This is a genomic window from Polynucleobacter kasalickyi (assembly GCF_900176405.1).
Lineage (GTDB): Bacteria > Pseudomonadota > Gammaproteobacteria > Burkholderiales > Burkholderiaceae > Polynucleobacter > Polynucleobacter kasalickyi.
The window spans coordinates 323727-348773 of the sequence record NZ_FWXJ01000001.1 but is presented as its reverse complement, the minus strand read 5'-3'; the positions used below and the strand labels follow the sequence as shown (position 1 = coordinate 348773).

The 25047-nt window shown below is 42.3% G+C and carries 23 protein-coding genes and 1 tRNA gene; 6 read left to right on the top strand and 18 right to left on the bottom strand.

The features are described from left to right. Positions 1-26: 26 nt before the first annotated feature. From B8983_RS01675 to ppk2, 6 genes are all read right to left on the bottom strand, one after another. A complete protein-coding gene (locus B8983_RS01675; protein WP_084282117.1) occupies positions 27-893 on the bottom strand; it encodes a fumarylacetoacetate hydrolase family protein in 867 nt (288 codons plus the stop codon). 65 nt (positions 894-958) lie between these two features. Beyond that, on the bottom strand, positions 959-1816 hold the full coding sequence (locus tag B8983_RS01670) for a fumarylacetoacetate hydrolase family protein (RefSeq protein WP_084282116.1): 858 nt from the start codon (positions 1814-1816) through the stop codon (positions 959-961). A gap of 66 nt (positions 1817-1882) precedes the next feature. Continuing rightward, complete coding sequence (locus B8983_RS01665; RefSeq protein ID WP_143736059.1) at positions 1883-3007, bottom strand: amidohydrolase family protein; 1125 nt, start codon at positions 3005-3007, stop codon at positions 1883-1885. A 14-nt stretch (positions 3008-3021) separates the two neighbouring features. Next, positions 3022-3327, bottom strand: coding sequence for a YciI family protein (locus B8983_RS01660; protein ID WP_084282114.1), 306 nt, complete (start codon positions 3325-3327; stop codon positions 3022-3024). A 96-nt stretch (positions 3328-3423) separates the two neighbouring features. Then, positions 3424-4407: a VOC family protein gene (locus B8983_RS01655; protein WP_234986843.1), complete on the bottom strand. Its 984-nt coding sequence runs from the start codon at positions 4405-4407 to the stop codon at positions 3424-3426. 127 nt (positions 4408-4534) lie between these two features. Then, positions 4535-5431, bottom strand: a complete 897-nt coding sequence (gene ppk2, locus B8983_RS01650; protein WP_084282113.1) for a polyphosphate kinase 2 — start codon at positions 5429-5431, stop codon at positions 4535-4537. A 210-nt stretch (positions 5432-5641) separates the two neighbouring features. Here ppk2 and B8983_RS01645 point away from each other — a divergent pair, with 210 nt between their 5' ends. Together B8983_RS01645 and B8983_RS01640 are read left to right on the top strand one after the other, a co-directional pair. Continuing rightward, the gene (locus tag B8983_RS01645; protein ID WP_084282112.1) at positions 5642-6424 is read left to right on the top strand and encodes a 3-hydroxybutyrate dehydrogenase; all 783 of its coding nucleotides are present in this window, start codon (positions 5642-5644) and stop codon (positions 6422-6424) included. Positions 6425-6837: 413 nt separating this feature from the next. Further along, positions 6838-7206, top strand: coding sequence for a hypothetical protein (locus tag B8983_RS01640; RefSeq protein ID WP_084282111.1), 369 nt, complete (start codon positions 6838-6840; stop codon positions 7204-7206). Between the two features lie 274 nt (positions 7207-7480). Here the strand turns inward: B8983_RS01640 and maiA are convergent, their stop codons facing one another. The 7 genes from maiA to B8983_RS01605 form a co-directional block, all read right to left on the bottom strand. Next, a complete protein-coding gene (gene maiA, locus B8983_RS01635; protein WP_084282110.1) occupies positions 7481-8116 on the bottom strand; it encodes a maleylacetoacetate isomerase in 636 nt (211 codons plus the stop codon). Between the two features lie 16 nt (positions 8117-8132). Further along, on the bottom strand, positions 8133-9182 hold the full coding sequence (locus tag B8983_RS01630) for a cupin domain-containing protein (RefSeq protein WP_084282109.1): 1050 nt from the start codon (positions 9180-9182) through the stop codon (positions 8133-8135). Between the two features lie 18 nt (positions 9183-9200). After that, entirely contained in the window at positions 9201-10412 is a 1212-nt protein-coding gene (locus B8983_RS01625) for a 3-hydroxybenzoate 6-monooxygenase (RefSeq protein WP_084282108.1), read from the bottom strand. 108 nt (positions 10413-10520) lie between these two features. Then, on the bottom strand, positions 10521-12548 hold the full coding sequence (locus B8983_RS01620; RefSeq protein WP_084282107.1) for a TRAP transporter permease: 2028 nt from the start codon (positions 12546-12548) through the stop codon (positions 10521-10523). Between the two features lie 56 nt (positions 12549-12604). Continuing rightward, positions 12605-13570 carry a TAXI family TRAP transporter solute-binding subunit gene (locus B8983_RS01615; RefSeq protein WP_084282106.1) on the bottom strand — a complete coding sequence of 322 codons (966 nt, stop codon included), beginning with the start codon at positions 13568-13570 and terminating at the stop codon, positions 12605-12607. A gap of 38 nt (positions 13571-13608) precedes the next feature. Next, on the bottom strand, positions 13609-14529 hold the full coding sequence (locus tag B8983_RS01610) for a dihydrodipicolinate synthase family protein (protein ID WP_234986841.1): 921 nt from the start codon (positions 14527-14529) through the stop codon (positions 13609-13611). Between the two features lie 109 nt (positions 14530-14638). Then, positions 14639-15628, bottom strand: a complete 990-nt coding sequence (locus tag B8983_RS01605; RefSeq protein ID WP_084282105.1) for a tripartite tricarboxylate transporter substrate binding protein — start codon at positions 15626-15628, stop codon at positions 14639-14641. A 190-nt stretch (positions 15629-15818) separates the two neighbouring features. On the opposite strand from B8983_RS01605, the gene B8983_RS01600 reads away from it, so the two are divergent. Next, positions 15819-16799: a tripartite tricarboxylate transporter substrate binding protein gene (locus B8983_RS01600; protein ID WP_084282104.1), complete on the top strand. Its 981-nt coding sequence runs from the start codon at positions 15819-15821 to the stop codon at positions 16797-16799. Positions 16800-16815: 16 nt separating this feature from the next. Next, complete coding sequence (locus tag B8983_RS01595) at positions 16816-17958, top strand: mandelate racemase/muconate lactonizing enzyme family protein (RefSeq protein ID WP_084282103.1); 1143 nt, start codon at positions 16816-16818, stop codon at positions 17956-17958. Positions 17959-18010: 52 nt separating this feature from the next. Here the strand turns inward: B8983_RS01595 and B8983_RS01590 are convergent, their stop codons facing one another. The 5 genes from B8983_RS01590 to B8983_RS01570 all read right to left on the bottom strand — a co-directional run bounded on the left by B8983_RS01590 (position 18011) and on the right by B8983_RS01570 (position 21907). Continuing rightward, on the bottom strand, positions 18011-19180 hold the full coding sequence (locus B8983_RS01590) for a transporter (RefSeq protein WP_159460785.1): 1170 nt from the start codon (positions 19178-19180) through the stop codon (positions 18011-18013). A gap of 55 nt (positions 19181-19235) precedes the next feature. Next, complete coding sequence (locus B8983_RS01585; RefSeq protein ID WP_159460784.1) at positions 19236-20570, bottom strand: HD-GYP domain-containing protein; 1335 nt, start codon at positions 20568-20570, stop codon at positions 19236-19238. A gap of 397 nt (positions 20571-20967) precedes the next feature. Next, positions 20968-21396, bottom strand: a complete 429-nt coding sequence (locus B8983_RS01580; protein ID WP_084282100.1) for a type II toxin-antitoxin system VapC family toxin — start codon at positions 21394-21396, stop codon at positions 20968-20970. Beyond that, entirely contained in the window at positions 21393-21632 is a 240-nt protein-coding gene (locus B8983_RS01575) for a FitA-like ribbon-helix-helix domain-containing protein (RefSeq protein ID WP_084282099.1), read from the bottom strand. Before B8983_RS01575 ends, B8983_RS01580 begins: the two co-directional genes overlap by 4 nt. A 185-nt stretch (positions 21633-21817) precedes the next feature. Beyond that, positions 21818-21907: transfer RNA gene (locus B8983_RS01570), tRNA-Ser, on the bottom strand. A 190-nt stretch (positions 21908-22097) separates the two neighbouring features. Between B8983_RS01570 and pgi the strand changes: the two genes are divergently transcribed. Then, a complete protein-coding gene (gene pgi / locus B8983_RS01565) occupies positions 22098-23573 on the top strand; it encodes a glucose-6-phosphate isomerase (RefSeq protein WP_084282098.1) in 1476 nt (491 codons plus the stop codon). A gap of 30 nt (positions 23574-23603) precedes the next feature. After that, positions 23604-24992, top strand: a complete 1389-nt coding sequence (locus tag B8983_RS01560) for a phosphomannomutase/phosphoglucomutase (protein ID WP_084282196.1) — start codon at positions 23604-23606, stop codon at positions 24990-24992. Positions 24993-25047 lie beyond the last annotated feature (55 nt).

Here is a 25047-nt window from a genome sequence, read left to right as displayed (position 1 = left end):
ACAAGATAGGTTATAAGAAATCGTTCTTAAGCGTTTGCAATCGGGTTGCTGAGAATACCAATTTTTTCAATCTCAATCTCACAAACATCCCCTTCTTTCATGAAAATAGGAGGTTTTCTAGCATATCCAACACCTGCAGGTGTACCAGTGATGATGACATCACCAGGTTCTAAAGTCATCACTTCAGTCAAAATCACGAGTACTTGAGAAACTGAGAATAAAAAGTTAGAAGTATTACCATCTTGTAATACTTGACCATTCAAACGCGCTTGAATTTTCAAACCATCACCACCCGCTGGCAACTCATCTTTAGTCACTAACCATGGACCAAAGCTACCCGTCTTGTCAAAGTTTTTACCCAAAGTCCATTGCGTACCCTTGCGCTGGAAGTCTCTTACAGAGCCATCGTTATAGCAAGAATAACCAGCCACACAATCCAAGGCATTTTCAGCCGTTAGGTGACGCGCTGTTTTACCAATCACTACAGCCAACTCTGCTTCATAATCAAAGCGCTCTGAAGATTGCTTTGGTACTAACATTGGTTGGTTGTGAGCAACTTGTGAAGAGTTCACGCGAATGAAAAAACTCGGGTGATCAGGGATCGCATGACCACCTTCTTTAGCGTGGTCCGCATAATTGAGACCAACGCAAATAATCTTGCTTGGGTTCGCCACCAAAATATCATATTTTGTGCCAGCAAGCGGCTTAATAGAAGCTGCTGGAGCATTCTTCTGAATTTCTGCTAACGAAGTTTCCCAGTCTGCTTGGGAGAGTAACTCAACCATATCGTTTGCATGGGCATAGCCAGCTAACTCTAAATCAATATATTCTTGCTCATTCTTTAACAATCCAATGGTGGACTTTCCAGCTTTTTCAAATGTAAAAATTCTCATGTTGCTCTCTTAAAAAAAGACTCTTTAGAAACTAAAGAGTCTACTTGTCAAAAATAAAATAATTCTTATGCTTCGTCGATGACTGGGTTACTTAAAATGCCCATGCCTTCAACTTCCACTTCACAAACATCACCAGCTTTCATAAATACAGGTGGCTTTCTTGCGAAGCCAACACCTGCAGGTGTGCCTGTAATAATCATATCGCCAGGATGCAATTCCATGCCTTCAGAGCAAGCAGCTACTAAAGTAGCCACATCAAAAATCATATCGCGAGTATTGGCTTTTTGCATGACTTGACCATTCAAACGGGTCACGATATCTAGACCAACCACACCTGGAGGTAATTCATCAGCTGTAATAAATTCTGGTCCAAAACCACCACTACGATCAAAGTTCTTTCCCCACATCCACTGACTTGAGCGGAATTGGAAATCACGAATGGATCCGTCATTAAACAGACTGTATCCAGCTACGTGATCAAGTGCGTTTTCTTTAGAGATGTATTTACCACCCTTACCAATGATGGCAACAATTTCGCCTTCATAGTCAAACTCAACCGAAGCCTTTGGACGCTCAATGGCAACGCCATGAGGAACCCATGAAGTTGGATAGCGATGAAATAAAACAGGTTGGGTTGGGGGTGTGAAATTACCTTCATGTGCATGGTCAATATAATTTAAACCGATTGCAAATGCTTTATGAGGATGGTGTAGCGGAGCCATTAACTGTACGCTAGATAAAGGCAGACGTGTAGTTGCTTTTTCTAATGCAGCTTTTGCAGAAGCCATCCCTGCAGCACCGTGACGTAATAACTCGTCAAGCGTTCCAGGTAAACCGAGTTCGGTTAAGTTAACAACTTCATCACCAACTCTAGCGCCAAGTGCAGGATGACCGTCTGGGGTCTTAAAACGTACAAATCTCATTGTAATTCCTTATAAAAAATGAAAAATCTAAAACTATAAAAAGCGAATCCTTAACTCATTTTCAATTTAGCTTTTAGTTAATAAAGCCTGAGCATTCCGATATTTTATCTGTTCAAGTAACTCTTTACTAAACCCTTGCTGATTTAATGCTTCAACTTGGGTAGCAATTGGTACATAAGGATAGTCACTACCATAGGTAATTTGGGTTGGTGGAATCAACTTCAAGAGTGCTGCCATACTGGCAGGATGCGTCGCATTCGCCGTGTCATAATACAGTCGCTTCAACTCTGCCTCAATCCCATCTGGAGCAAATTTTGCCGTAGATTCTTTATTCCCATGGAAGTAGTTAATCCGACCAGCGAGCATTGGAATCGTACCGCCAGCATGCGAAAACAACCACTTAATATCTCTAAATTTGAGCAATGAGCCAGTTAAAAGTAAATTCACTACTGCTCTGGTGGTGTCATGTGGTACCTCAATCACGGAACCGTAAGTACCGGTATTCAATCTGCCACAACAGGTTGCGGTTAAAGGATGGAAATAAACGACCGCTTTACGACGATTTAACTCCTCAAAAATGGGTGCAAAAGAGGGATGACCAGGCCATTTATCGCCGTAATTCGTTTGAATACCAACCCCATCGGCTTTGAGCACATCAAATGCATACTTGATTTCACGCAAAGAGCTTTCCACATCAACCATTGGAATCGCCGCAAATAGCCCAAATCTTCCAGGATATTTTTTAACCATCCCAGCACCATACTCATTGACTTCGCGAACAATATCGATAATCCGGGGCAAATCAAAGTTAAACCAAACTCCAGGAGTCGAAGCTAAGGATAAAATTGATTTTTTCACGCCACCAGCATCCATCGCTTCCACCGCTTTATCTTGCGTCCATGCTACTTGGGTTGGGAAATGCGGGATATTATTTTGATCATCCCAATCCAACCAAGCTTTTTGATAGGAGGGCGAATAAAAATGATGATGCGTATCAATTACTTGAGTATCAGCCGCCAATGCGGAACCAAAATTCAGAGCACTCGCACCACCAATTGCAGCGCCGGCACTGATACCCCCCAATTGCTTCATAAAACTTCTTCTAGTTGGCTTGCTTTCTTGACCATCATGCAACTGAATACCGTTACAAGAACAACTTAACTCACGACACTGTTCAAAAGGGTTGAGCATCTTGTTATTTCCTTTTATAGGCTTGGTGGAAATCCAACTTTTTGGGGCCATAAATTCTCAAATGGATATACGCTCACGGTGGCATAGACACCCGCTTTCGTAAATGGCTCATTACGAATCCACTCATTGGCAGATGCACGATCCGGGAAGTCAATCGCTAGCATGCTGCCAACCATTTCTTGGTCATCATCAGACTTTAAAGGGCCCGCGAAAGCAACGCGGTCCGCCATTTTAGCGAGATACTCTTTGTGAATAGGACGTAACTCTAGACGCATAGCGCTAGCATTTGGCTTGTCAATCAAATGAAATACAAAAATCATTACTATCTCCTAAAAAGGTTTTTTAACTTATGTTATGTGTTCTTTGCAGCAATCATCCTGATAAGAGTTTGATCACTTCTCTACTTGTTTTTAAAATTAGGCCCGGTTAGAAACAAACTCTTTGCCGCTTGCTTCATAATTCAAACCAAAGTCAGGCTTCACATCCGGACCCCAGGCGTATAAAGAGTCATCTGGTGGATGGTTCGCGGCAGGCCAATCAATCGTATGGGGCACAAAATCGATATCAAAACTATATTCACAAAAACCGCCCCATGGATCTTGAATATAACGGAAGTAATTCGATCCCAACACATGACGCCCCACACCCCAGCCTTCTTTAAAGCCCGCCGCTGCCATCTGCATGGACCCTAGGCCAACAGCATCAATCGACTCAACGGCCCAACTCGCATGATGAAAGCCATAATCGTCGGACTTTAGAAAAGCGAGTAAGTGATGGTCACTGCCGTGTGGTGAATGTACAAAAGCAATTAAGTCATCGCCAGCAGAATCGGAGAGTCTTAAGCCGAGTACATTTTCGTAAAAGGCCAATGACGCAGTCACTGATTTGGTAAACAACAATACATGGGATAAATACTGCGGATGAACTTTTTTTACCTTGGATTTATTCGGGGATCTACCAGCACCATTTGACTCTGGAGCAAAAGTTCTCATCGGTGGCATGGAGGGAGATGATTTTTGACAAGCCTTAATTTGCACAGGAAAGCCATCTGGAGTTTTAATCCAAATCCCATCAGAACTCGTTGGATCCAATGATTCGACAGTTTGAATACCTAAGGACTTGAAATGCTCTTTGAACGCATCAAAATCTTCCGCATACACACCCATCGTTAACCACTGAAGACGTTTCTTCGCGCCCAAAATGACTCGGCCATAACGGTGCGTTGTATCGAAGGTATAAAGTCCGAGAGCATTGCCTTCACGCTCTACCCGCAAGCCAAACAACGAATAAAATTCTGCAGCAACTTCTAAATCAGGCACGGCAATGACAAATTCATCTAGCGAGTGAACAGCTAAGACGCCAGGTCTCTTTGTTTGCGCCATGGTTAAAGGCTTATTCATGTCATATCCCCCTTTATATTTAAATATATTTTGTCTATTTTAATAATTGTTCTACTTTACTCCAAAATAGTTGTTTAAATGAAAAAAACCGCCTGTTTAAAGCGGTTTTTATCTGGTTTTGCTGCACCTAATCTTGAAAACGATCTGGCACATACATCTCCATAGGGATTGGCCCACGAATGTAATCGGGGTTATGCACCCGTTCTGGTAATTCAATATGTAGATGTTCCACTTCCTCATATGGAATTTGGGATAAAAGGTGGCTAATACAGTTAATTCTGGCTCGTTTTTTATCATTGGCGGCGACTAGCCACCAGGGCGAGGATGGTGTATGAGTTTTTTCCAACATCGTTTCTTTTGCTTTTGTATACATCTCCCAACGTGCTCGAGATTCCAGATCCATCGGCGAAAGCTTCCATTGTTTTAATGGATCGTTAATTCTCATCATAAAACGCAGGTGCTGCTCATCATCGGAAATTGAAAACCAATATTTGATCAGAATAATGCCAGATCGAAGTAACATATTTTCAAACTCAGGCACGTCGTTATAAAACTGTTCGGATTGTTCATCCGTGCAAAAGCCCATGACCTTTTCAACGCCAGCACGGTTATACCAACTTCGGTCAAACAAGACAATTTCACCGCCAGCCGGTAAATGGGACACATAACGCTGAAAATACCATTGGGTCCGTTCGCGTTCGTTAGGAGCTGGCAGCGCTGCCACTCTACATACGCGTGGATTCAAGCGCTGGGTAATCCGTTTGATCGCCCCACCCTTACCGGCTGAATCGCGTCCCTCAAATAGAACGACAACTTTCAACTTTTTATGCACTACCCAATCTTGCAACTTCACTAACTCGCCTTGTAAGCGCAACAACTCTCTAAAGTAGGTTAGTCTTTTTTCACGGGATTCAACTGAATCAGGATCGCCAAGACGTGCATCATCCAACTCCATCTCAAGCTCTTCGTCAAGACTGTCCAGCATTTCTTCATGCATTCGCTTCGATATATCAGAATTCGGCATAGCATTCCTCAAATTAGTTCAAATCTTCTTAAGTTTCCCAATTATTTATTACACTTTAGTGAAATTTAATAAAATGCATTTTTATGGCACATCATAAAAGGCTACTTTGCATGGATTTTGATATCATCAAATAATAGGGGAGCGGTATATTTTGTCTGCTTCTCCTCTCAATTTTTCACCATTTTGCGTCATTCAAAAAAAGGAAGATTTATGTCGAATGCTAAAACTGTTTTAGTTACTGGTTCAACGAGTGGTATTGGTGAAGGAATTGCAAAACATTTTGCTAGCCTAGGTCATAACGTGATTTTGAATGGTTTTGGTGATGCAAACGCCATCGAGACATTACGCAGTAGTATTTCAGAGCAATATGGTGTCAAGGTGCGTTACTACGGTGCAGATGCTGCAAAAGTTTCAGAAATTGAACAGATGATTGCGTCGATTGAAGCTGAATTTGGCTCTATTGATATTTTGGTGAACAATGCCGGCATCCAACAAGTTGCACCCGTTGAAGACTTTCCAGTAGACAAATGGGATGCTATCTTAGCCATTAATCTTTCGGCAAGTTTTCATACCATTCGCTGCGCATTGCCAAAAATGAAAGAAAAAAAATGGGGGCGAATCATTAATATTGCATCAGCTCATGCCTTGGTGGCTTCTCCCTACAAGTCAGCGTATGTAACCGCGAAACACGGTATCGCAGGGCTCACAAAAACTGTAGCTCTTGAAACGGCAACCTTTGGCATTACCATGAATGCAATTTGTCCTGGTTACGTTTGGACCCCACTTGTCCAAAAACAAATCCCAGAGACAGCAAAAACCAGAGGTATTACTGAAGAGCAAGTGATTAATGATGTGATGTTACATGCACAACCCACTAAAAAATTCGTGACGATTGAAGAAGTTGCCGCATTAGCAGGGTTTTTAGCTTCCGATATTGCGTCCTCCATCACTGGCTCGATGATTCCGATTGATGGCGGATGGACAGCCCAATAATGAATCCAGTGATGATGGATGAGATTTTAAAAAATCACGTTGCATTGATTGATCCATAATAATTTCATATGGTGAATCGATTTAACAAAATAACGTGATTCATTTAACCGATTTAACAGATTAATAGATGCATTTTTCTTGAATTAGTTTTAAAATATATAAAGGTTATTATTTATCGATTAATATATTATAATAATCAAAGTTTAAAGCTACATTTTTTTACTTTATTTTCAAAGACTTACTTAGGTTTCAAAGACGAATTAAAAGGGTCCCCTTATTAATCAAAAAACAGTAGTTTTTTGATTAATAACTTACAAAATATTCTAAAAAAATATATACTATCTACTAGTAGTATTTTTTTATCAAACACAGGGTTTGATGTAGTTCGTAAGCAGTATCAAGGGGGGTATTTCATGCTAACAAATAAAACTTATATGCAAAAAATAAACGAGCAGCGACAAGATTTAGAGTTACGCAATTCGGTAGACAGCTATCTTGAGTGGATCAAATCGCATTTCAAAGAAAGTCTCTATTCTTCTGGATCATGGGATGAAGACAAAGTGAAGTTGTACTGCGATGGTGTTTCTATTGCTAGTAGAGATAAATTCTTACAAGTCGTCGTCGGTAAAAACAAAACGCACATTTTTATTGCGAAGAGTAATAGCAATAGCAATGGTAACGTTCTTAAGCGTGGCGATTTAATTAAGAAAACTTTGCTAGGTAGTCCAAATCCAAAGGTTGTCATCGGCAATATCCTAGAAGATAACTTCGCGTTTAACTAATTCAATTTAGAAAAAACACCACAAGACTAGCAATAACAAATCTTATAAGCCCAGTCTGTAAAGTTTTTCTCGTCAATACCCAATAATTGTTGCTTCAATTATTACTCAGTAAGTAAGTCCTCTGTAACACCATCCTCAGTAAGTCAGCCAATTCAAAACAAAATTATTCTCTTCATTACCAATGGGTAATTAACGAAGCTCGTCTCAAAACTGCGCACGCCTATTTCTGTTTAGAGCTCCGTCGTATGCTTGATCCTACTGGCGTATCAAACCACTAGGCATCTGGCTGGACACTAGGTTGAGCCCGTTGGAACTCTGGCATACTTAAACAGTGTTGATTGATATTTGCAATGATTGGCCAAGCAGTGATGTCCACATTAAAGCGTAAGGCACTTTCAACTTGTGGAATCAAATACACGTCTGCTAAGCTTGGAGTATCGCCACAACAGAATTTTCCATAGTATCCGTGCCTACTGAGCTGGGCTTCAAAGGCATTGAAACCATCAATAATCCAAGTTTGACACCATTCATTAATCGCTGCTTCATTTTGACCTAAGACCTTACGCAGTCTCTCGAGGACCCTACGGTTGTTTAAGGGGTGCATATCGCAAGCCACAATAGCCGACAAAGTACGCACATAGATTCTTTGCTTACTATCGCTTGGTAGTAATGCAGGGTTTGGATACGTTTCTTCTAACCACTCAATAATTGCTGGAGTTTGTGTCAAGACTTCATCACCGACAATTAAGGCCGGTACAAAGCCCTGCGGATTGATTTGCCGAAATGCTTCACTAAAGTGTGCCTCTTTGCGTAAATCTACCGGTAAGTACTCAGTTTCTAAACCTTTTAAATTCAAGGCAATGCGTAATCGATGGGAAGTACCACTTCTAAAAAAACTATATAGTTGCATATTCGACTTTCAAATGTTATCGGGCTTGTTTGGTACGATTTTCAAACACCCCAAGTTTTTTATGAAGGGGGGTTTCATCCGTAATAAAAATAAAACAAGGTTGTGAACTCGATGGGTTTTCAATTTGAATCGGCGTATAACCTGGGGCACAACATGTGTCAGCTTGACCCATTTGATAGGTTTGTTGGGCAATCGCGACGACCGATTCACCTTCAATCATATGAAAGACCATCGCCGGAGACCTTACCGGTAATGAAACCTTTTGACCAGGGCGAATCATCATTGCGTAAAAACCTAAGATATTTTCAGCATCTAATCCTGTCTCTGGATTAATGTAAGTTACCTGTATTAAATCTGTCTCCGGGAAGTCTTGTCCCATGGTCACCAAGGTTTGGCGAACGTCGCACCATGGATATCGGTACATGGAGTAACGCTTCTCTGAACGTTCAAACATCGGCGTAGGTACCACGCCACCGAAACGATATTTAGATTCGTCAGATTTCTTAATCTGTTCTTGTTTACCACTTTCTTCATGGTAAGAAGCTTCAATGTAATACACAATCGGTAGATCCAATACATCTAACCAAATCACAGGCTCCGTACCGTCATGGCCATGTTCATGCCACATACCAGTGGGTGTAAGGATCAGATCTCCACGACTCATCGGGCACTTTTCTCCCTCAACAGTTGTGTATGCTCCCTCCCCCTCTACGATCATTCGAATCGCATTTGGAGTATGTCGGTGAGCCGGCGCCCATTCACCAGGTAGCAACAACTGCATCCCTAAATAAATCGCTGAGCTTGCCTGCATTTTTTCCAGAGTATGCCCCGGATTTGCTAACACTAAGACTCTTCTTTCGGCTTTTTCAATCGGCGTTAACTCGCCAGCCTCAATCAGTAATGGTTTGATATTGGCATAACGCCATACTGTCGCCTGGGTTCTTGGTTGTGGCTTGTGAGGAGGCATGACCCCTCGCAGACTTGGCCAGAGTGGTACCAAATTTTGCTCGGTTAACGCATCACGATATTCTTGAGGTAAATCTTCTAACTTTCCTAAGTCTCTCAAACTATTCTCCCAAATGAGTTAACTTTTAACTAAACAATTATCCACTTTCCAGCCATATAACCACTGACAGGCTTGATAAAACTCTTGTTGCGTGCGCCCTGCCCACAATGAGTTCCGTACTAATCTCTCCACCCCACTAGCATGATAAATACGCCCCATCTCCCTAGACCCCAGAACAATTCTAGCGGTTCGAGTGATGCGGGAACGCTGATATAAATCAAATGCTTTAGCAAAATCTAAATCATGGATGGTATCGCAGACTTTTAAGGCTTCGCCAAGCGTTACAGCATCTTCAATCGCCATACAGGCGCCTTGAGCAAGGTATTGGAGGGTGGCATGCGCTGCGTCGCCGAGAAGGGTGACATTACCAAAGGTCCACTGGGCAATCGGATCGCGATCGGCCGTGGCCCAGCGCTTCCAAGACTTTGGTAATTGAATCAACTGTCTCGCTTTAGGGCTAATTCCTTGAAAGTAGGTTTCAACTTCAGCATAACTACCCGTCGTTACACTCCACTCTTCTTTTTGACGACTATGGAAAGTAACTACGACGTTATATTGCTCTCCGCCACGCAGCGGATAATGCACGAGATGGCAATTGGGCCCGACCCAAATACTGGCCGAATTCCATTGCAAATCGACTGGAAAATCTTTTTTATCCACGACCGCGCGATATACCACGTGACCAGAAGCTCTCGGCTGATCTCCCACATATTGCTCTCGAATCACGGATTTCACGCCGTCAGCACCAATCACGGCTAAACCCTCATAACGATGACCTTGCGCATCAATGACCGTTACGCCCTGTGCATGTTGCTCAACGCGCTCAACCGTCGTAGCTGTCTTCACTTGTATCCGATCGGTCTCTAACGCACCTTCATACAATGACAAGTGCACATCAGCACGATGACAAACTGCATAGGGATTGCCAAAAAATTCAATAAATTCTTTACCAGTTTGAATTTCCCCAACTAATGATTCATCGACGGCATCATACATCGCCATGTTATCGGTATAAACAGCGCGAGCTCGTCCACGCTCACCAACCCCAAGTGCATCTAAGGCAGCAAAGGCATTCGGCCCGAACTGGACTCCAGCACCAATCTCACCCAGCTCAGCAGCTTGCTCTAAAACTAACACTTTAAAGCCTTGTTTTGTCAGGGCAAGTGCTGCGGCAAGACCACCAATACCTCCACCACAGACAATGACTGGTTTAGATAATGCATTAGACATCTGATTCTTTCCGAAAGTAATGAAGTAATTTTTCTAAAGATGATTTTATTCCAAACAGCTCTAACTCACCCAAGAAGCAGGTGCAATTCATCTAACACTTCATTTTCACTACGATGGCTGTGGCGATTGACGATTTTTTCTTAGAACCTGCAGAACAATTACCACAATAAAACCAACGATACCAACGATGTCAGCTTCGAAGGATGGGTAGGCTAAAGCAACGCCTGACAAAATCAACATCCAGCGTTCAACGAAATTATCTTTCACAATAAACCACCCCTGCAAACCACCCGCAAGTGCAATGACCCCAATCACTGCCGTCGCAAAAGATTCAAAAATCATGAACCAGTTCGCACTTGCAAGCGCGGTGGTTGAACCCATCAACAATAAACTGACACCAGATTTATCCAACACAAACATAAACGGTACCAAGATTGCTGGGGCAACATATTTCCAGGTTTGTAAAGTCGTCTTGTAGGGGTCACCTTTACAAATGGCAGCGGCAGCAAATGGCGATAAAGCAGTTGGTGGGGAAACCTCGGAAAGTACTGCGTAATAGAATATAAACATATGTGCAGCAAAAGCTGGCACGCCTAAATTAATGAGGGCTGGAGCGGCAATCACCGCACAGATAATGTAGGAAGCGGTCACTGGCACGGCTAGGCCGACAATCCAAACAATCAGCGCAGTGAAAATAGTGGTCAATAATAAAGAGCCGCCTGAATATTGGATCACAATACTACTAAACTTCAACCCTAAGCCCGTCAAAGTGACAGTACCGACGATTAGGCCAGCTCCCGCACAAGTCACAGCAATCGCAAGTACCCCAGTTGAGCCACTCGCTAAAGCTTTCACGAGGTTCGATTGATACAGACCCTTCCAAAAGGGTTCTTTACCTTTCATGAAAGCCCATGACAAGATTGCAGTATCAGCGCGAATCATACTTGAAATCGCTGAAGTAACCGTCGCCCAAAAGACTGCCATTACGGGTGAGAATCCAACCAACATAAAGACCACAATAGAGATCAACGAAAAGAAGTGGTACCAATATTTTTTGGTCAAATTCCAGGCCGTATCGACGGCATCAATTTTTTGTAAATGGAGGGAATATTTACGTACATCAATTTCTACCATGACAAACAAACCCAGATAAAACAAGATTGTCGGGATCGTCGCCATGAGCAAAACATCTAAATAAGATATTTTAAGAAAATCAGCAATTAAGAAGGCTGCCGCACCCAGAACAGGTGGCGAAATAATAGCCCCTAAACCACCAGCAGCTAAAAGTCCGCCCGCCGCATTTTTATCGTAACCAATTTTATTCAACATACTAGCGGCAACGGAACCCACTGTCACGGTCGTCGCAACCCCAGATCCTGAAGGACCGCCCAGTAAAAAAGAGGACATCACAATCGTGCGTCCTACTCCTGAACTTTTACCACCCATAGCAGCAAAAGAGAAATCAATAAAGAACTTACCAGCTCCCGTGAATTGTAAGAAGGCGCCAAAAATGGTAAACAGAATGATCAGGGTTGAAGAAACATCAATCGCCGTACTAAAAATGCCCTCCAAGGTCATATACATATAACCCACTAAGCGAGACACATCGTAGCCCTTATGTGTCCAGGGTGCTGGCAAATAGTTACCAAGTAATGCATAGGCTAAGAAGCTCAAGGTCACCGCTAATAAAATCAAACCGTTGGTACGTCTCAACGCTTCTAAAATGAGAAAAATAAAACCTAAACCAACATACAAATCGAAGGGATCTGGACTAGTATTGCGGTCCATAAAATCATCCCCACCTGACAAAATATAGTAGACCACCCCAAGTGATGCAAAAGCCATCAAAATATCCCACCACATTAATCGATTTTTAAATCGTGCGGCAATTGGGAAACTTAAATAAACTAAAAACAGGACGATACCGACGTGCACAGTACGCAGAACTTGTGTCGGCACGATCGAGTAAGCAGCATATAAATGAAATAAAGACATCCCCACCGCAACGAGCGTAATGACGACACCAATCCACCCCCTGTAATCGTTTGCATCTCCCTCTTCTTGTTTAATAAAAGAATCAAGTTGTGCTTGCGTTAAATCATCAATCTCCGTTGATGCAGTCGTCTGTGTCGTCATAGTTTTATTGATATGGGTGCTAATTTAGTGGGGATCATCCAGCAAATACAGATGCGTTAATCGACTTTAACCCCTTTTTCTTTAAAGTACTGCAAGGCCCCAGGGTGAAATGGGACAACTGCTGCATTCGATTTTTGAGCCTCAAGTTTGATATTTTTGTACTCTGAATGCACGTTAATTAATTCAGGCAATTTATCAAAAATGGTTTTTACAATGGTGTAAGCATCTTTATCTGACATACTGGCATTAACGAATAAGATATTTGCTACAGAAGCAATTTGATTATCCTTTGCCATACCAGAGTACATCGCTTTAGGAATCACATCTTTGAAATAAATGCTGCCGTACTTCTGATTCATTTTGGCGACATAGTCATCATGATCCACCATGGCAATTTTCATGCCAGGCGAATTAGCAAGGTCAGTCACTGCTGCCGTTGGTAAACCACCGACCCAGAAAAAGGCATCAATCTTGCGGTCTTTGATGGCGTTCACCGACTCAGCAGCACCCAAGCGCTCTCTTTTAATGTCTTTATCTTTATCTAAGCCCGCTGCTTCTAGTAATCTGAAAGCCATTACTTCTGTTGCACTACCTGGGCTACCTGTACTGACATGCTTCCCTTTGAGATCCGCGACAGATTTCACACCCGTACTTTCCACACTCACTAAATGCATCCGATTTGGGTACAGCACTAATAAGGCACGAATATTTTGTTTCTTATTAACGAATTTTCCTTGACCAGCAAAAGCATCTTGAGCAGCATCGGTCATTCCAAAACCAATATACGGCTTACCTGAGCCAACTAAATTAATATTATCTACGGTACCGCCAGTTACTTCGGCGGTAGCTTGCATCGTTGGCAAATACTTCGAGAGGACAGCTGCTAGACCGCCACCCATCGGATAGTAAACCCCGCCAGTACCACCGGTAGCAATCGAAACATTTTCAGCTTGAACATGGCAAGTTAAAGCGGTGAACCCTAAGGTAATACCCACGATAGTTTTAATTATTTTGAATTTCATGAACGTCTCCTAAGCATGATGAATTGTAAGAATCTAAATTAAAGGCCTGGCATAGCAAATTGAATCGTATCTAAATCCGTAAAAAGTTTTTCCTGAGTCTCTTGCGGTAAGGTCAGGAGTGGGGGGCACAATTGAGACCATTGATTGTTACCTGAGTATCTGGCACATGCAGCTTTCATGGCTGGAATCATCGGGTATTTAGCAAAGGTCGTTCTCACCACGTCTAAACCAGCTTGTAACTCATCGGCATTGTCATCTTGCCAATGGGTCGCTAAATGGGCAATTGCGGCAGGATTCACATTGGCAGTGGCAGAAATGCACCCGGCTCCACCAGCTCTTAATGTTCTCAGTAAAAAACTTTCGCTACCAGCGTAAACTCTAAAGCCTTTGGGACTTAAAGCATCTAAACAAGCTTTGGTATATTCCCAATCGCCGGAACTATCCTTCATGCCCACGACCGTATTCGGGTAAGCAGCGACGAGGCGCTCTAATAGCGTGACTGGAATGCCAAACTTTACAACGGGTGGAATGTTGTAAACATATATTTTTAATTGGTCACTGCCAATCTTTTCAATGATTTGGGCATAGTAAGCAAATAAGCCATCCTCTGCGGGATCCTTGTAATAAAAAGGCGGTAACATCAAAGCCCCTGAACAACCCAGTTCAAGAGTAGCGCGGGTCATGGTAACTGCATCCGCTACTGCACAAGCTCCCGTACCAGGCATCATTTGATTCGCTGCTAGGCCATGATTCACCAAATATTCTAGGGCATTAATCTTTTGAGATGCAGAAAAAGAATTCCCTTCGGAGTTGGTGCCAAACACCGCTAAACCGACATTGCTTTTTTGCAACCAACCACATTGCTTAGCAAAGAGTTCTAATAAAATTTCGCCATCACTTTGCACTGGTGTCAAAACTGGTGAAAGAACTGCGGGAAGGCTGCTAGGATGTAATGCCACTTTGATCTCCAAATAGATATTTTTTCATTAAGATTACACTAGTTTATTTGAGTTTTTTAGGTTATTTAAAAAATTAACCATAAATTCATTCAATTCAAGATTCCGCTTACTATTGCTCTGGCTTAATGTTGGCTTGTTTCACAATTTTTGACCAATTATTCGTTAAATTCTGCACCTCAGAGGTCCAAAGTTGTGCGCTTCCGCCATTCGGCGTAAACCCTAACTCGGATAAGCGTTGCTTCATTTCCGGCGACTGTAGACTGGCATTAAATGCCAAGTTAAGTTTTTGCACAATTTCTTTAGGAACACCAGCCGGTAAAAATATTCCCCAAACAATATTGGCATTGACTTCCGGATAACCTAATTCAGCAAAAGTGGGGACTTGAGGTAAGGCCTCTGAGCGCTTATCACTCGTAATTCCCAAACCCTGTATTTGACCAGCTTCCACGTAGGGTTTTGCTGCGCCAACGGTAGTGAAGAGAATACTTACGTGGCCGCCTAAAGTGTCTGTCATCGCAGGACCTGCACCTTTGTAGGGGATATGTACTAAATCAATCCCACCCACTACCTTGAGCATCTCACTAGCCATATGACCACCCGTACCAAAACCAGCAGAGGCGTAACTTAATTTACCAGGAGCAAGTTTGGCTTGTTGGATAAACTCCTTTAGATTTTTGAAAGGCATCTTCGTGGATGCCAACATAATGGAAGGTGTTGAAACGAGCTGTATGACAGGAATAAAGTCTTTTTGACTGTCATACGGCAACTTCGTAAATAAACTTGGATTGACTAAAAATGCCATATCGACAATGAGCGCTGTATAACCATCTGGATTACTTTTAGCAACCAAATCAGTTCCTAAAATCGTACTTGCGCCGGGCTTGTTTTCCACAATGATGGCTTGCCCCAAGTTTTCCGCAAGTTTATTCTGCAAAGCCCGAATAATAATATCGGACCCACCACCAGGGCCATAAGGCACAATGATCTTTACAGGTCGAGAGGGATAGGAATTCAGCGTTATTTCTGCCGCTAATACCATTGAATGAAATACTGTGAATGCAATGAAAGTAATCACTTTCATTAGAAAAGCTTGCCTCATGATTAATCCCCGATATTTTTAATATTTGAACTATTTTGTTCAGTTTTAGTTGTTCTTTGGGAATACTTTAGCATTTTTAGATCGGGTGATCCTGTAATTGAAATACATACGTAATTTTCAAACCATGGTAATTCATCAACTCCATAGACTAAAATAGGTATCTAATAATTAATTAATCAGAGACTAGCGCATGTTAAAAAGCTTCAAAATGAATGCCTTGCATTGGGTACTATCCTTTTTTTTATTCGTGTCCATGTCAAGTCACGCAGATCCTAGTTACCCGAACCGCTCAGTCCGTTTAGTGATTCCCTTTGCAACGGGTGGCAGTAATGATATTGTAGGCCGATTTATCGCTGATCAACTTACAAAGCGCTTAGGTGAGCCATTTGTGGTTGATAATCGTGGTGGTGCAGGCGGTACCATGGGGACCGATTTGGTTAACAAATCAAAGCCAGACGGCTATACCCTGCTATTGATTTCGACTCCGCACACGGCGAACGCATCTCTTTATAAGAAACTACCCTACCACCCACTCAAAGATTTTGCGCCAATTGCTCGGATTGGCACAGCGCCTCAAGTAATTAGCGTTTATCCTGGGCTACCTGTTAAAACCTTACCTGAATTAATTGCTTATGCAAAAGCTCGTCCTGGTCAAGTCAATTTCGTCTCTTCAGGTGTTGGTAGTTCTCAACATTTAGTCACTGAGATGTTCGCTAGTCAAGCTGACCTGCAATTAGTCCATGTTCCATATAAAGGGGCAGGGGCTGCCCTAGCAGACGTTGCAGCAGGTCATGCGCAAATTTCTGTAGGGACAATTTTGCAAGGCTTATCTTTAATCAAAGGTGATCGATTACGACCACTCGCAGTCAGTGGCAATAAACGTCAGGCAGTGTTACCAGATGTACCCACTGCCAGCGAAGTTGGTTTAAAAGGTTATGACGCCGATAATTGGTGGGGTATTTTGGCACCGGTTGGAACGCCACCAGAAGTCATCCAAAAATTATCAACCACTTTAGCCGACATCTTATCCAAGCCTGAAACCATTAAAAAATTAGCGGAAGAAAGTGCCACTGTAGCTTACCAGGGACCTGAAGATTTCAGCAAATTTATGGAAGCTGAAAGCCAAAAGTGGGCACAACTGATTAAAAAACTAAAGCTACAACCTGAATAAAGTATTTGGAAAACACATGAGCAATCCACACCCCCTCGTATCAGCAAAAATCATCAGAATTGAAACGATTCCACTCAGAGTAAAGATGGAGCGTTTAGCAACTGGCTCCACGCTCAAACTCTCACATCGTTGTACTATATTAACTCGGATTCATACCGATACAGGCATCATTGGTGAATGTTTTAACGGCAATGACGATGCTCTCCAAGCATCAGTGATTCAGATGATTCAAGAAGAAATGGCGCCGGCTTTAATTGGCAAATCTGTATCCTCGCTTGAGGACATTTGGGCACTTACCAGAAAAGCGACAGAACCTTTTTTACGGGATCGTAGAATCGCCTTGCGTGCTCAATCCTGTATTGATAGTGCCTTACATGATGCCATCGGTAAGTTGGTCAATTTACCGATTAATATTCTGTGGGGTGGCGCAAAAAAAGAAATCAAGGTATTTGCTTTAGGCGGATATTATCGTGAAAAAAATGATTTAGAAGGACTGGTTCAAGAGGTAGAAGAACTAAAAGCCTTTGGGATTTACGGCATCAAATTAAAACTAGGCGGAAAATCACCGAGCGAAGATGCCAAACGAGTTGAAGTCGTGCGCAAAGCCGCGGGTGATGACTTCATCTTGGGCTGTGATGCGAACCAAGGATGGACCATTGCACAGGCATTGGAATTCACAAGAATCACCAAAGATTTAAACATAGATTGGTTAGAAGAACCCTGCAAATGGGATAACGATCGAGCAGAAATGCCTTTAGTGCGCTCTATCTCTGGCGTGCCAATTACTGCTGGTCAAAGCGAGCTAACCCGCTTTGGGTGTCGGGACCTCATGCAAGCCAATGCGATTGATATTTGTAATTTTGATGGTAGCTGGGGAGGTGGTCCGACAGAGTGGCGCCGAGTTGCAACTCTTGCCAATTGTTTTGGTGTCAAAGTCATGCAACATTTAGAACCGCAATTTGGCCTCATGATGTCAGCAGGGGTTGCCAATGGTTTCTATGGTGAAGTGATGCTACCTTGGCGGGATCCATTTTTCTATCAGTTGATTGCAAATCAAGCACAACGGCCATTTAATCATGGTATTTACACATTGCCAACAGAACCTGGTTGGGGAATGGTGATTGATGAGGACTATTTAAAATCTGTCACGAGAGTCTAGTTTTTGAGGCAGGCTCAGGCAGAAAGCATCCCTTGTTTGAACAGGAGATGCATCAGAAACGTGTTGTCAAACGGGCTTGCATGAAATTAGCATGAATCGAATCCTTAGCTACGGGCATGAAGGTATATTGAAATGTTAAGAGGGAGTTAACTGAGGGTAACGGAAACACCACAAACGGTGAAATTGCCGTAAAGGTAGTCTTTTGCCCATCATCAATTGGTACAGAGGTCCCTAGCAGAGATGCCAAGCCACCAGGGCTTTGGGTAGTTGAAATACTAGTCACGGCACCTGAAAAACTATCCGCTGTGAGTTGATTGAACTGAATCACATTGACGCCAATGTTTGCCCAAGCAGCCATACGATACGCACCCAATAATTCAACGGCTAGAAAGTCTCCACTTTTATAACTGGTACTATTGTTCGTAGTGTTATATCCATAGGAAGCCCGCCCAGCCAGCGTCCATTCTTTCTCTTGGTAAATCACTGCCATCGCAGGTAGGAACGTGTAATATCCAAATCCGATATTGACCGGGTAATTTTCATTAAATGTCCCGGTTGGAGTTGTGACACTGAAGCTTGCCACATATTTGGTATTCACGCCATTAAAGTGTGACCAAGCTCCTGTTAACTGGATATCACCCAATCCTTCAGCGTTGCCAGACTTGCTTGCAGCCAATGATGCGGCCTGTGAAGTTAATGCGCGTATGGTGTTATTAACGTTGGCGGCAATACCGGGGTTGGCTACTGCATAAGCTTGCAACTGAGCAATTTGATTAGGATCAACCGTTGCGGTTACTTGACGACTCACGTTGGCATAGGGAATGTTAACCGCACCGATCAATTTTCCGCCCCAATACGAGTCTAAACTCACATATCCACCAATCAAATTGACTTGCCTCTGGGACTGTGTAAATGCTTGTCCAACACTTAAGGTGTTAGAACCCGTTGCATTTTGAAAAAGAGTGGCTATGCTTGGAAAAGATTTGATGTAAACACTCTGATTAGCAGCGTTATTACCCTCCTTATCATTAAGCTGATCGGTATTGATGAATGAGCCTGTCATTATCCCAAAAAAACCTGGTCGATCATTTAAGACCACAGCTGCTTCGCCAGTTAAGGCACCCGCTGGAGAGTAATGCGTACGAAACCCCTCTCCTGCAAAGGTTTTAAAGCTAATAAACAGAGAAAATACGAATAGTCCTAAACTTAAAAAAAGCTTCATAGAACGGTGCATGGAGTTCGATTATTTTTAAACAATTAATTCAATTAATTTTATCTTAATCCATATATTGTTGGGCAACTCGTTGGAAAGCCTCTGCTTCGACAATAAATGCGTCAACAATCAGCGGTTCAAATTGGGTTCTTCGCTTGGAAAGAATATACTGATAAGCCTCTTCATGTGACCAAGCTTTTTTGTAAGGGCGATCGCTGATCAGTGCATCGTACACATCAGCCAGCGCCATGATTCTTGCCTCTAGCGGAATAGCCTCTCCAGCTAAACCTCGAGGATAGCCCGTACCATCCCACTTTTCATGATGCCCGCCAGCAATCTTAATCGCCTTAGCAATCACCTTAGACTCACTAGCATTCTCTGGATTCGCTGCCCCTAGGACCGATTCACCAATGAGAGCATGCGTTTTCATGATTTCCCACTCTTCTGGATTCAATGGGCCTCCTTTCAGAAGGATGCTATCAGGAATACCCACCTTGCCAATATCGTGCAGAGGAGCCGCTTTAAATAACAAATCGATACAATCATCGGTTAAATAATCGGTGTAATGACCATTTTCTTTGAGGCGCACAGCAATAATCTTGACATAATTTTGGGTTCGAACAATATGGTTACCCGTTTCATTGTCACGAGCACTTGCTAGCGCATTGAGTGTGACAAGAAATTGCTCTTCAGATTGCTTCAGCTTATTACTTGCCAACTCTGCCCGAATTAAATGATTTTCAACCATCAATTCCCCCTTGGCAATAGACTCAACGGAGGCTAATAAACTGAACATACCTACATAACGTAGCAGAATCAGCCCAATAATCGCTCCATAACAAATCAGATTCGAGACCGTATTTACCTCTGGAGGTTGTACAAAAAAATAAAGGACGATACTAACTAAGTGAGTTGCACAAATTGGTAAGGCTACACTGAGTTGGTATTTTTGATAGGTTTTAAAGGAAAGAAATGCGAGGATAAAATTAAACACAATTCCACAGAAACCAACTAGATATTGAACTTTAGCAAAGCCAATTTGATCAAAAAGAACCTTTACTAAAATCACATAAACGGTGCCGAACAGCAAAGACCTTGTCACCAATCGTTTAAAAGAAATTTTATTACCTAAGAGAATTTGATAGGAATAAATAAAGCAAACCCATGAGGAGGTAGTAAAAAAGAGTCCCACTCTGTAGGGTGTATCTGCATAGTGCGGTAAACGAATGGCAGTGGATAAGCCTGCAAGGCCCGCTAATAAGCAACCCAGTGCAAAGGCATCTGCAGAGTATTTTTCATTATTTTTGAATGCAAATAACAGCAAAATAGATACGCTTGCTGAAAATACCCCAAAGAATATGAGCAATGTGAATACAAGGTTGCTAACAGATAATTCCATAATGCCCCACTTAGTCATCTAATTTATAAGTTTTATTGTGATGTATTCTAGCAAAGCTCCATTCCTTGAACCAAAGTAGTGTTAATTTTTTATAGTAATTTTCTTTAGGTACTATTGCAATTAATTGATTAATTTGATTAATCTGGGGAAAAAATCATCCCCAAAAGTACTCTTTTCAAGTTAATACCTATTGTTGTTCGAGGGTGGTAATTTTCAAAATCTAACGAAATCACAGAGTTTTTCTATTTTTAAATGAAAATGATTTTTTGAAGAGCTACTGGTTTTAGGAATTTCCAAAACTACAGACCAAGATTCTTCGTTTTAGGCTCCTGGTATGGAAAGGTTTCTAATTATGCTCATCCCCCGATGATGGTGATGAGCCATTTTTAGTTGGTATTTAATTCCCAAAACTTTTCCAAGGATTGATGACTTTAAGACCAGCAGCCGCGAAAGGTGATGTGTCGCGAGTGGCAACCGCAAAATTATTTGCCGCAGCAATAGCTGCGATATATCCATCTGCGGTAGCAATAGCGAGTCCAGAGGCTCGAGCCCTTGAGCGAAGGATTGCATAAAATTGAGACGCGGCTTCATTAAACGGCAGAATGCGCTCAGAGAACAAAGGTAACACTCGTTGCTCGAATGTAGAATGAAGCGTGTCACGACGCTTCCCATCCGGCAAAACCGCGATACCAAAACGAATTTCAGCCAGACTGATTGTCGAAAGGTACAGAGTTTCAATCATTTGTGCATCCAACCAAGCAAGAACGCTTTGGTCTCTGGCTGTTTTAAGAGCTTCAGAAATAATATTGGTATCAAGCAAGATCATTCAAAACTCATCGGTTCGCTTGGCGTTTTATCACGCTCTATCTCAATATCAAAACCTCCAACCTCACGGCCAATCTCAGCCAGCAAGCTACCTAGCTTAATTCTACTCTCTGGGCGGACTGCGCCTTCGAGGATTGATCTGATTTCAGCCTCCGTACTACGACCATGCATAGCAGCACGGACCCGCAAAGCACGATGCGTTTCATCAGATAAGTTACGAACAGTGACAGATGCCATCGTATTCACCCTAAATTTGATATCAATGATAGCATTATAGGTGAAATGATTAAAGCTAACAAAACCAATAGAGAAAATAAGGTTAAATTGCTTTGTTTAGATGAAATGGACTCAACGTATCAATCAACGCCCCCACCCAGATGATGGTGAAGAGCCGATTTTTTATTCTTTGGAATAAGAGGTAATGGCGGAAGCTGTGAGATTCGAACTCACGGAGGACGTTAATCCTCGTCAGTTTTCAAGACTGATGCATTCAACCGCTCTGCCAAGCTTCCCGCGTAGGATAAACATCGTATTGAACAATGATTGGTTTGCACTACAGTGAAGTATTATAACTGTAAAAATATTTTTTAGTCTGTATTATTCTTATTACTGGTTAAGTTTTGCACAGTTGTGCTGTTTTATTGAGTTTTTTATCTTTAGATTTCAATGAGTAGCAACAATAGATTGCTAGAATAAGTACACATGACAAATACCGCACACAATACTGAATCCCCACTTTATGTTGATACCCTTTATCAAGGCATCAACAGTTTTCAATGGCGAGAATTATTTGATATTGTTGAAAAAAAAGGCTTCTCTGAAAAGAGGAAGGCCCTTTTCTCTGGCAAAAAAATCAATCAATCAGAAAACCGTGCAGTACTTCATACTGCACTGCGTAATTTGCAAGGTGATCCCGTCCTAGTGGATGGCGAAGATATCATGCCTGCCATTCAAACAGTTTGGCGCCAAATAGAACAATGTTGTAATAAATTTGTCGGTATTACTGACATTATTCATATTGGCATCGGTGGTTCTGATTTTGGACCACGCTTGGTCTGTGATGCATTGTGGACTGATGACTCTGTAGCAAAGACCTCCGTAAATGTTCATTTTTTGTCGAATATTGATAGCGCAGACTTAGCAAGAACGCTTGCGCGGGCAAAACCACAAAGTACTAGGGTGATTATTGTCTCGAAAACATTTACAACCCTAGAAACCATGCAAAATGCCCAGTCTGTTTTGAAGTGGTTAACAGAAGCCAAGCTCACAAAAACTCAACTTTCCAATTTGCTGTATGCAGTGACCACCAATACCGATGCGGCATTACAGTTTGGTGTCAAAGAAGAAAATATTTTGCCCTTTTGGGATTGGGTGGGCGGCAGATTTTCTGTCTGGTCAGCTGTCGGGCTGCCAATCGCCTTAAAGTTTGGGTTTGATACTTTTAAACAGTTCTTGGCAGGCGCTCATGCCATGGATCAACATTTTTTAAATGCTCCGATTGAACAAAATCAACCACTAGCATTAGCGCTATCTCTGTATCGTAATCAATTAAAGCGTGACGTCAAATCGCAAGCGATTATTCCTTATGCCCAGGCTTTGAACCTATTCCCAACATGGCTTCAACAGTTAGAAATGGAAAGCAATGGAAAGACTTTTGGGCTAGATCATCAACCTGTTGCCACGAGTTCAGTTAGCGTGTTTGGTTCAGCGGGTACTAATGCGCAACATTCCTACTTTCAAATGCTTCATCAAGGTACTCAAGTGGTCCCCGTTGACTTCATCGCAATTAAGGCACCCTTGAGTAATTTACCCTGTGCTGAAGAACATCATCGTCAATTAATTGCTAATTGTTTAGCCCAGTCCCAAGCACTCGCCCAAGGTTTTCGGCACCCCACTGATCAAAACCACACTTATTCTGGGAATAGACCAAACACTCTCATTTGGTTAGCGCGTTTGGATGCCTATAACTTAGGTGCATTAATGGCCTTATATGAACACCGCACATTTTGTCTCGGGGTTCTCTATGGAGTGAACTCCTTCGATCAACCAGGAGTTGAACTCGGTAAAAAATTAGCAAAACCAATTGATCAAGCTTTAGCAAATCCTGAAGATACCAATTTACTGGCTGGTTTTGATGACATTACCAAATCGCGTATTCAGTGGTTTAATCTCCCATAACTTATTTCAAATACATTTAGGAAAATCATGCTGTCACTATCACCATCCATTTTTAAAGCCTATGACATCAGAGGCATCATTGATAAAACACTAGATCGCCATGTCGCAATGCAAATTGGCCAGGCCTTTGGTTCATGCATGGTTGAAATGGGTGAGAAGACGGTAGTCGTTGGTCGCGATGGCCGTTTATCTGGTCCTGATTTAATGCTAGGATTAACTGAAGGACTGATGTCCGTTGGTTTACATGTGATTGATTTAGGGGTGGTTGCTACACCGATGGTTTACTTTGGAACAAATGTGCCTATTAATGGCGTCCAAGCAAAATCGGGCATCATGATTACCGGTAGCCATAATCCTCCTGACTACAACGGCTTCAAAATGGTTTTGGGTGGTCAAGCAATTTATGGTGAGCAAATTAAAGCCCTCTATCAACGCATTATCGACCTAAAGTTTGCGCCAACGATGGATGGTACTCGGGAAGATTTTGATATTTTCCCAACTTATTTGGCAAGAATCACGAGCGACGTCAAGCTCAAACGCCCAATGAAGATTGTGGTTGATTGTGGCAACGGTGTAGGTGGTGCTTTTGCTGGGAAACTATTCCGTGCCTTAGGCTGTGAAGTGACTGAACTATTTTGCGAAGTCGATGGAAACTTCCCAAATCATCATCCAGATCCAGCGCATTTAGAAAACCTACAAGACCTGATGGTGGAATTAACCAAATCAGATGCTGAACTTGGTTTAGCCTTTGATGGGGATGCAGACCGTTTAGGCGTTGTTACTAAAGATGGATCAGTGATTTTCCCAGATCGTCAAATGATGTTGTTTGCCAAAGATGTTTTATCAAGAAATCCCGGTGGCGAAATTATTTATGATGTGAAATGTACGCGTAACTTAGGTATCTGGGTTGAACAACATGGTGGTAAAGCCACGATGTGGAAAACGGGTCACTCTCTAGTAAAAGCAAAACTCAAAGAAACTGGTGCTCCTTTAGCGGGTGAAATGAGTGGTCATATTTTCTTTAAAGATCGTTGGTACGGATTTGATGATGGTTTATACACAGGTGCCCGTCTTCTTGAGATTCTGTCTCAAGAACAAGATCCAAATGCCACGCTCAATAACTTACCGAATGCTATTTGCACACCAGAGTTACAGATTCCATGCATGGAAGGCGAACCCTTCAGCTTATTAGATACCATCAAAGCCAATGCAAGTTTTGATGATGCATTGACCGTGAACACCATTGATGGTATCCGGGTTGAATATGCAGATGGTTTTGGCTTAGCAAGACCCTCAAACACGACCCCAGTAGTAGTCATGCGCTTTGAAGCGGATTCAGAAGTCGCTATTGCCAGAATTCAAGCAGATTTCAAAAAAGTGATTTTGGCAGCTAAACCAGATGCAAAACTACCTTTTTGAAAACCACTAAGTTGTAAAGTCATGAGAAAATAAGACTTCGATAGATGCTCCACTT

Coding starts and splice junctions, on each gene's coding strand:
- B8983_RS01675 (WP_084282117.1), bottom strand. CDS start 893: ATGAGAATTTTTACATTTGAAAAAGCTGGAAAGTCCACCATTGGATTG.
- B8983_RS01670 (WP_084282116.1), bottom strand. CDS start 1,816: ATGAGATTTGTACGTTTTAAGACCCCAGACGGTCATCCTGCACTTGGC.
- B8983_RS01665 (WP_143736059.1), bottom strand. CDS start 3,007: ATGCTCAACCCTTTTGAACAGTGTCGTGAGTTAAGTTGTTCTTGTAAC.
- B8983_RS01660 (WP_084282114.1), bottom strand. CDS start 3,327: ATGATTTTTGTATTTCATTTGATTGACAAGCCAAATGCTAGCGCTATG.
- B8983_RS01655 (WP_234986843.1), bottom strand. CDS start 4,407: ATGAATAAGCCTTTAACCATGGCGCAAACAAAGAGACCTGGCGTCTTA.
- ppk2 (WP_084282113.1), bottom strand. CDS start 5,431: ATGCCGAATTCTGATATATCGAAGCGAATGCATGAAGAAATGCTGGAC.
- B8983_RS01645 (WP_084282112.1), top strand. CDS start 5,642: ATGTCGAATGCTAAAACTGTTTTAGTTACTGGTTCAACGAGTGGTATT.
- B8983_RS01640 (WP_084282111.1), top strand. CDS start 6,838: ATGCTAACAAATAAAACTTATATGCAAAAAATAAACGAGCAGCGACAA.
- maiA (WP_084282110.1), bottom strand. CDS start 8,116: ATGCAACTATATAGTTTTTTTAGAAGTGGTACTTCCCATCGATTACGC.
- B8983_RS01625 (WP_084282108.1), bottom strand. CDS start 10,412: ATGTCTAATGCATTATCTAAACCAGTCATTGTCTGTGGTGGAGGTATT.
- B8983_RS01620 (WP_084282107.1), bottom strand. CDS start 12,548: ATGACGACACAGACGACTGCATCAACGGAGATTGATGATTTAACGCAA.
- B8983_RS01615 (WP_084282106.1), bottom strand. CDS start 13,570: ATGAAATTCAAAATAATTAAAACTATCGTGGGTATTACCTTAGGGTTC.
- B8983_RS01605 (WP_084282105.1), bottom strand. CDS start 15,628: ATGAGGCAAGCTTTTCTAATGAAAGTGATTACTTTCATTGCATTCACA.
- B8983_RS01600 (WP_084282104.1), top strand. CDS start 15,819: ATGTTAAAAAGCTTCAAAATGAATGCCTTGCATTGGGTACTATCCTTT.
- B8983_RS01595 (WP_084282103.1), top strand. CDS start 16,816: ATGAGCAATCCACACCCCCTCGTATCAGCAAAAATCATCAGAATTGAA.
- B8983_RS01590 (WP_159460785.1), bottom strand. CDS start 19,180: ATGAAGCTTTTTTTAAGTTTAGGACTATTCGTATTTTCTCTGTTTATT.
- B8983_RS01585 (WP_159460784.1), bottom strand. CDS start 20,570: ATGGAATTATCTGTTAGCAACCTTGTATTCACATTGCTCATATTCTTT.
- B8983_RS01580 (WP_084282100.1), bottom strand. CDS start 21,396: ATGATCTTGCTTGATACCAATATTATTTCTGAAGCTCTTAAAACAGCC.
- B8983_RS01575 (WP_084282099.1), bottom strand. CDS start 21,632: ATGGCATCTGTCACTGTTCGTAACTTATCTGATGAAACGCATCGTGCT.
- pgi (WP_084282098.1), top strand. CDS start 22,098: ATGACAAATACCGCACACAATACTGAATCCCCACTTTATGTTGATACC.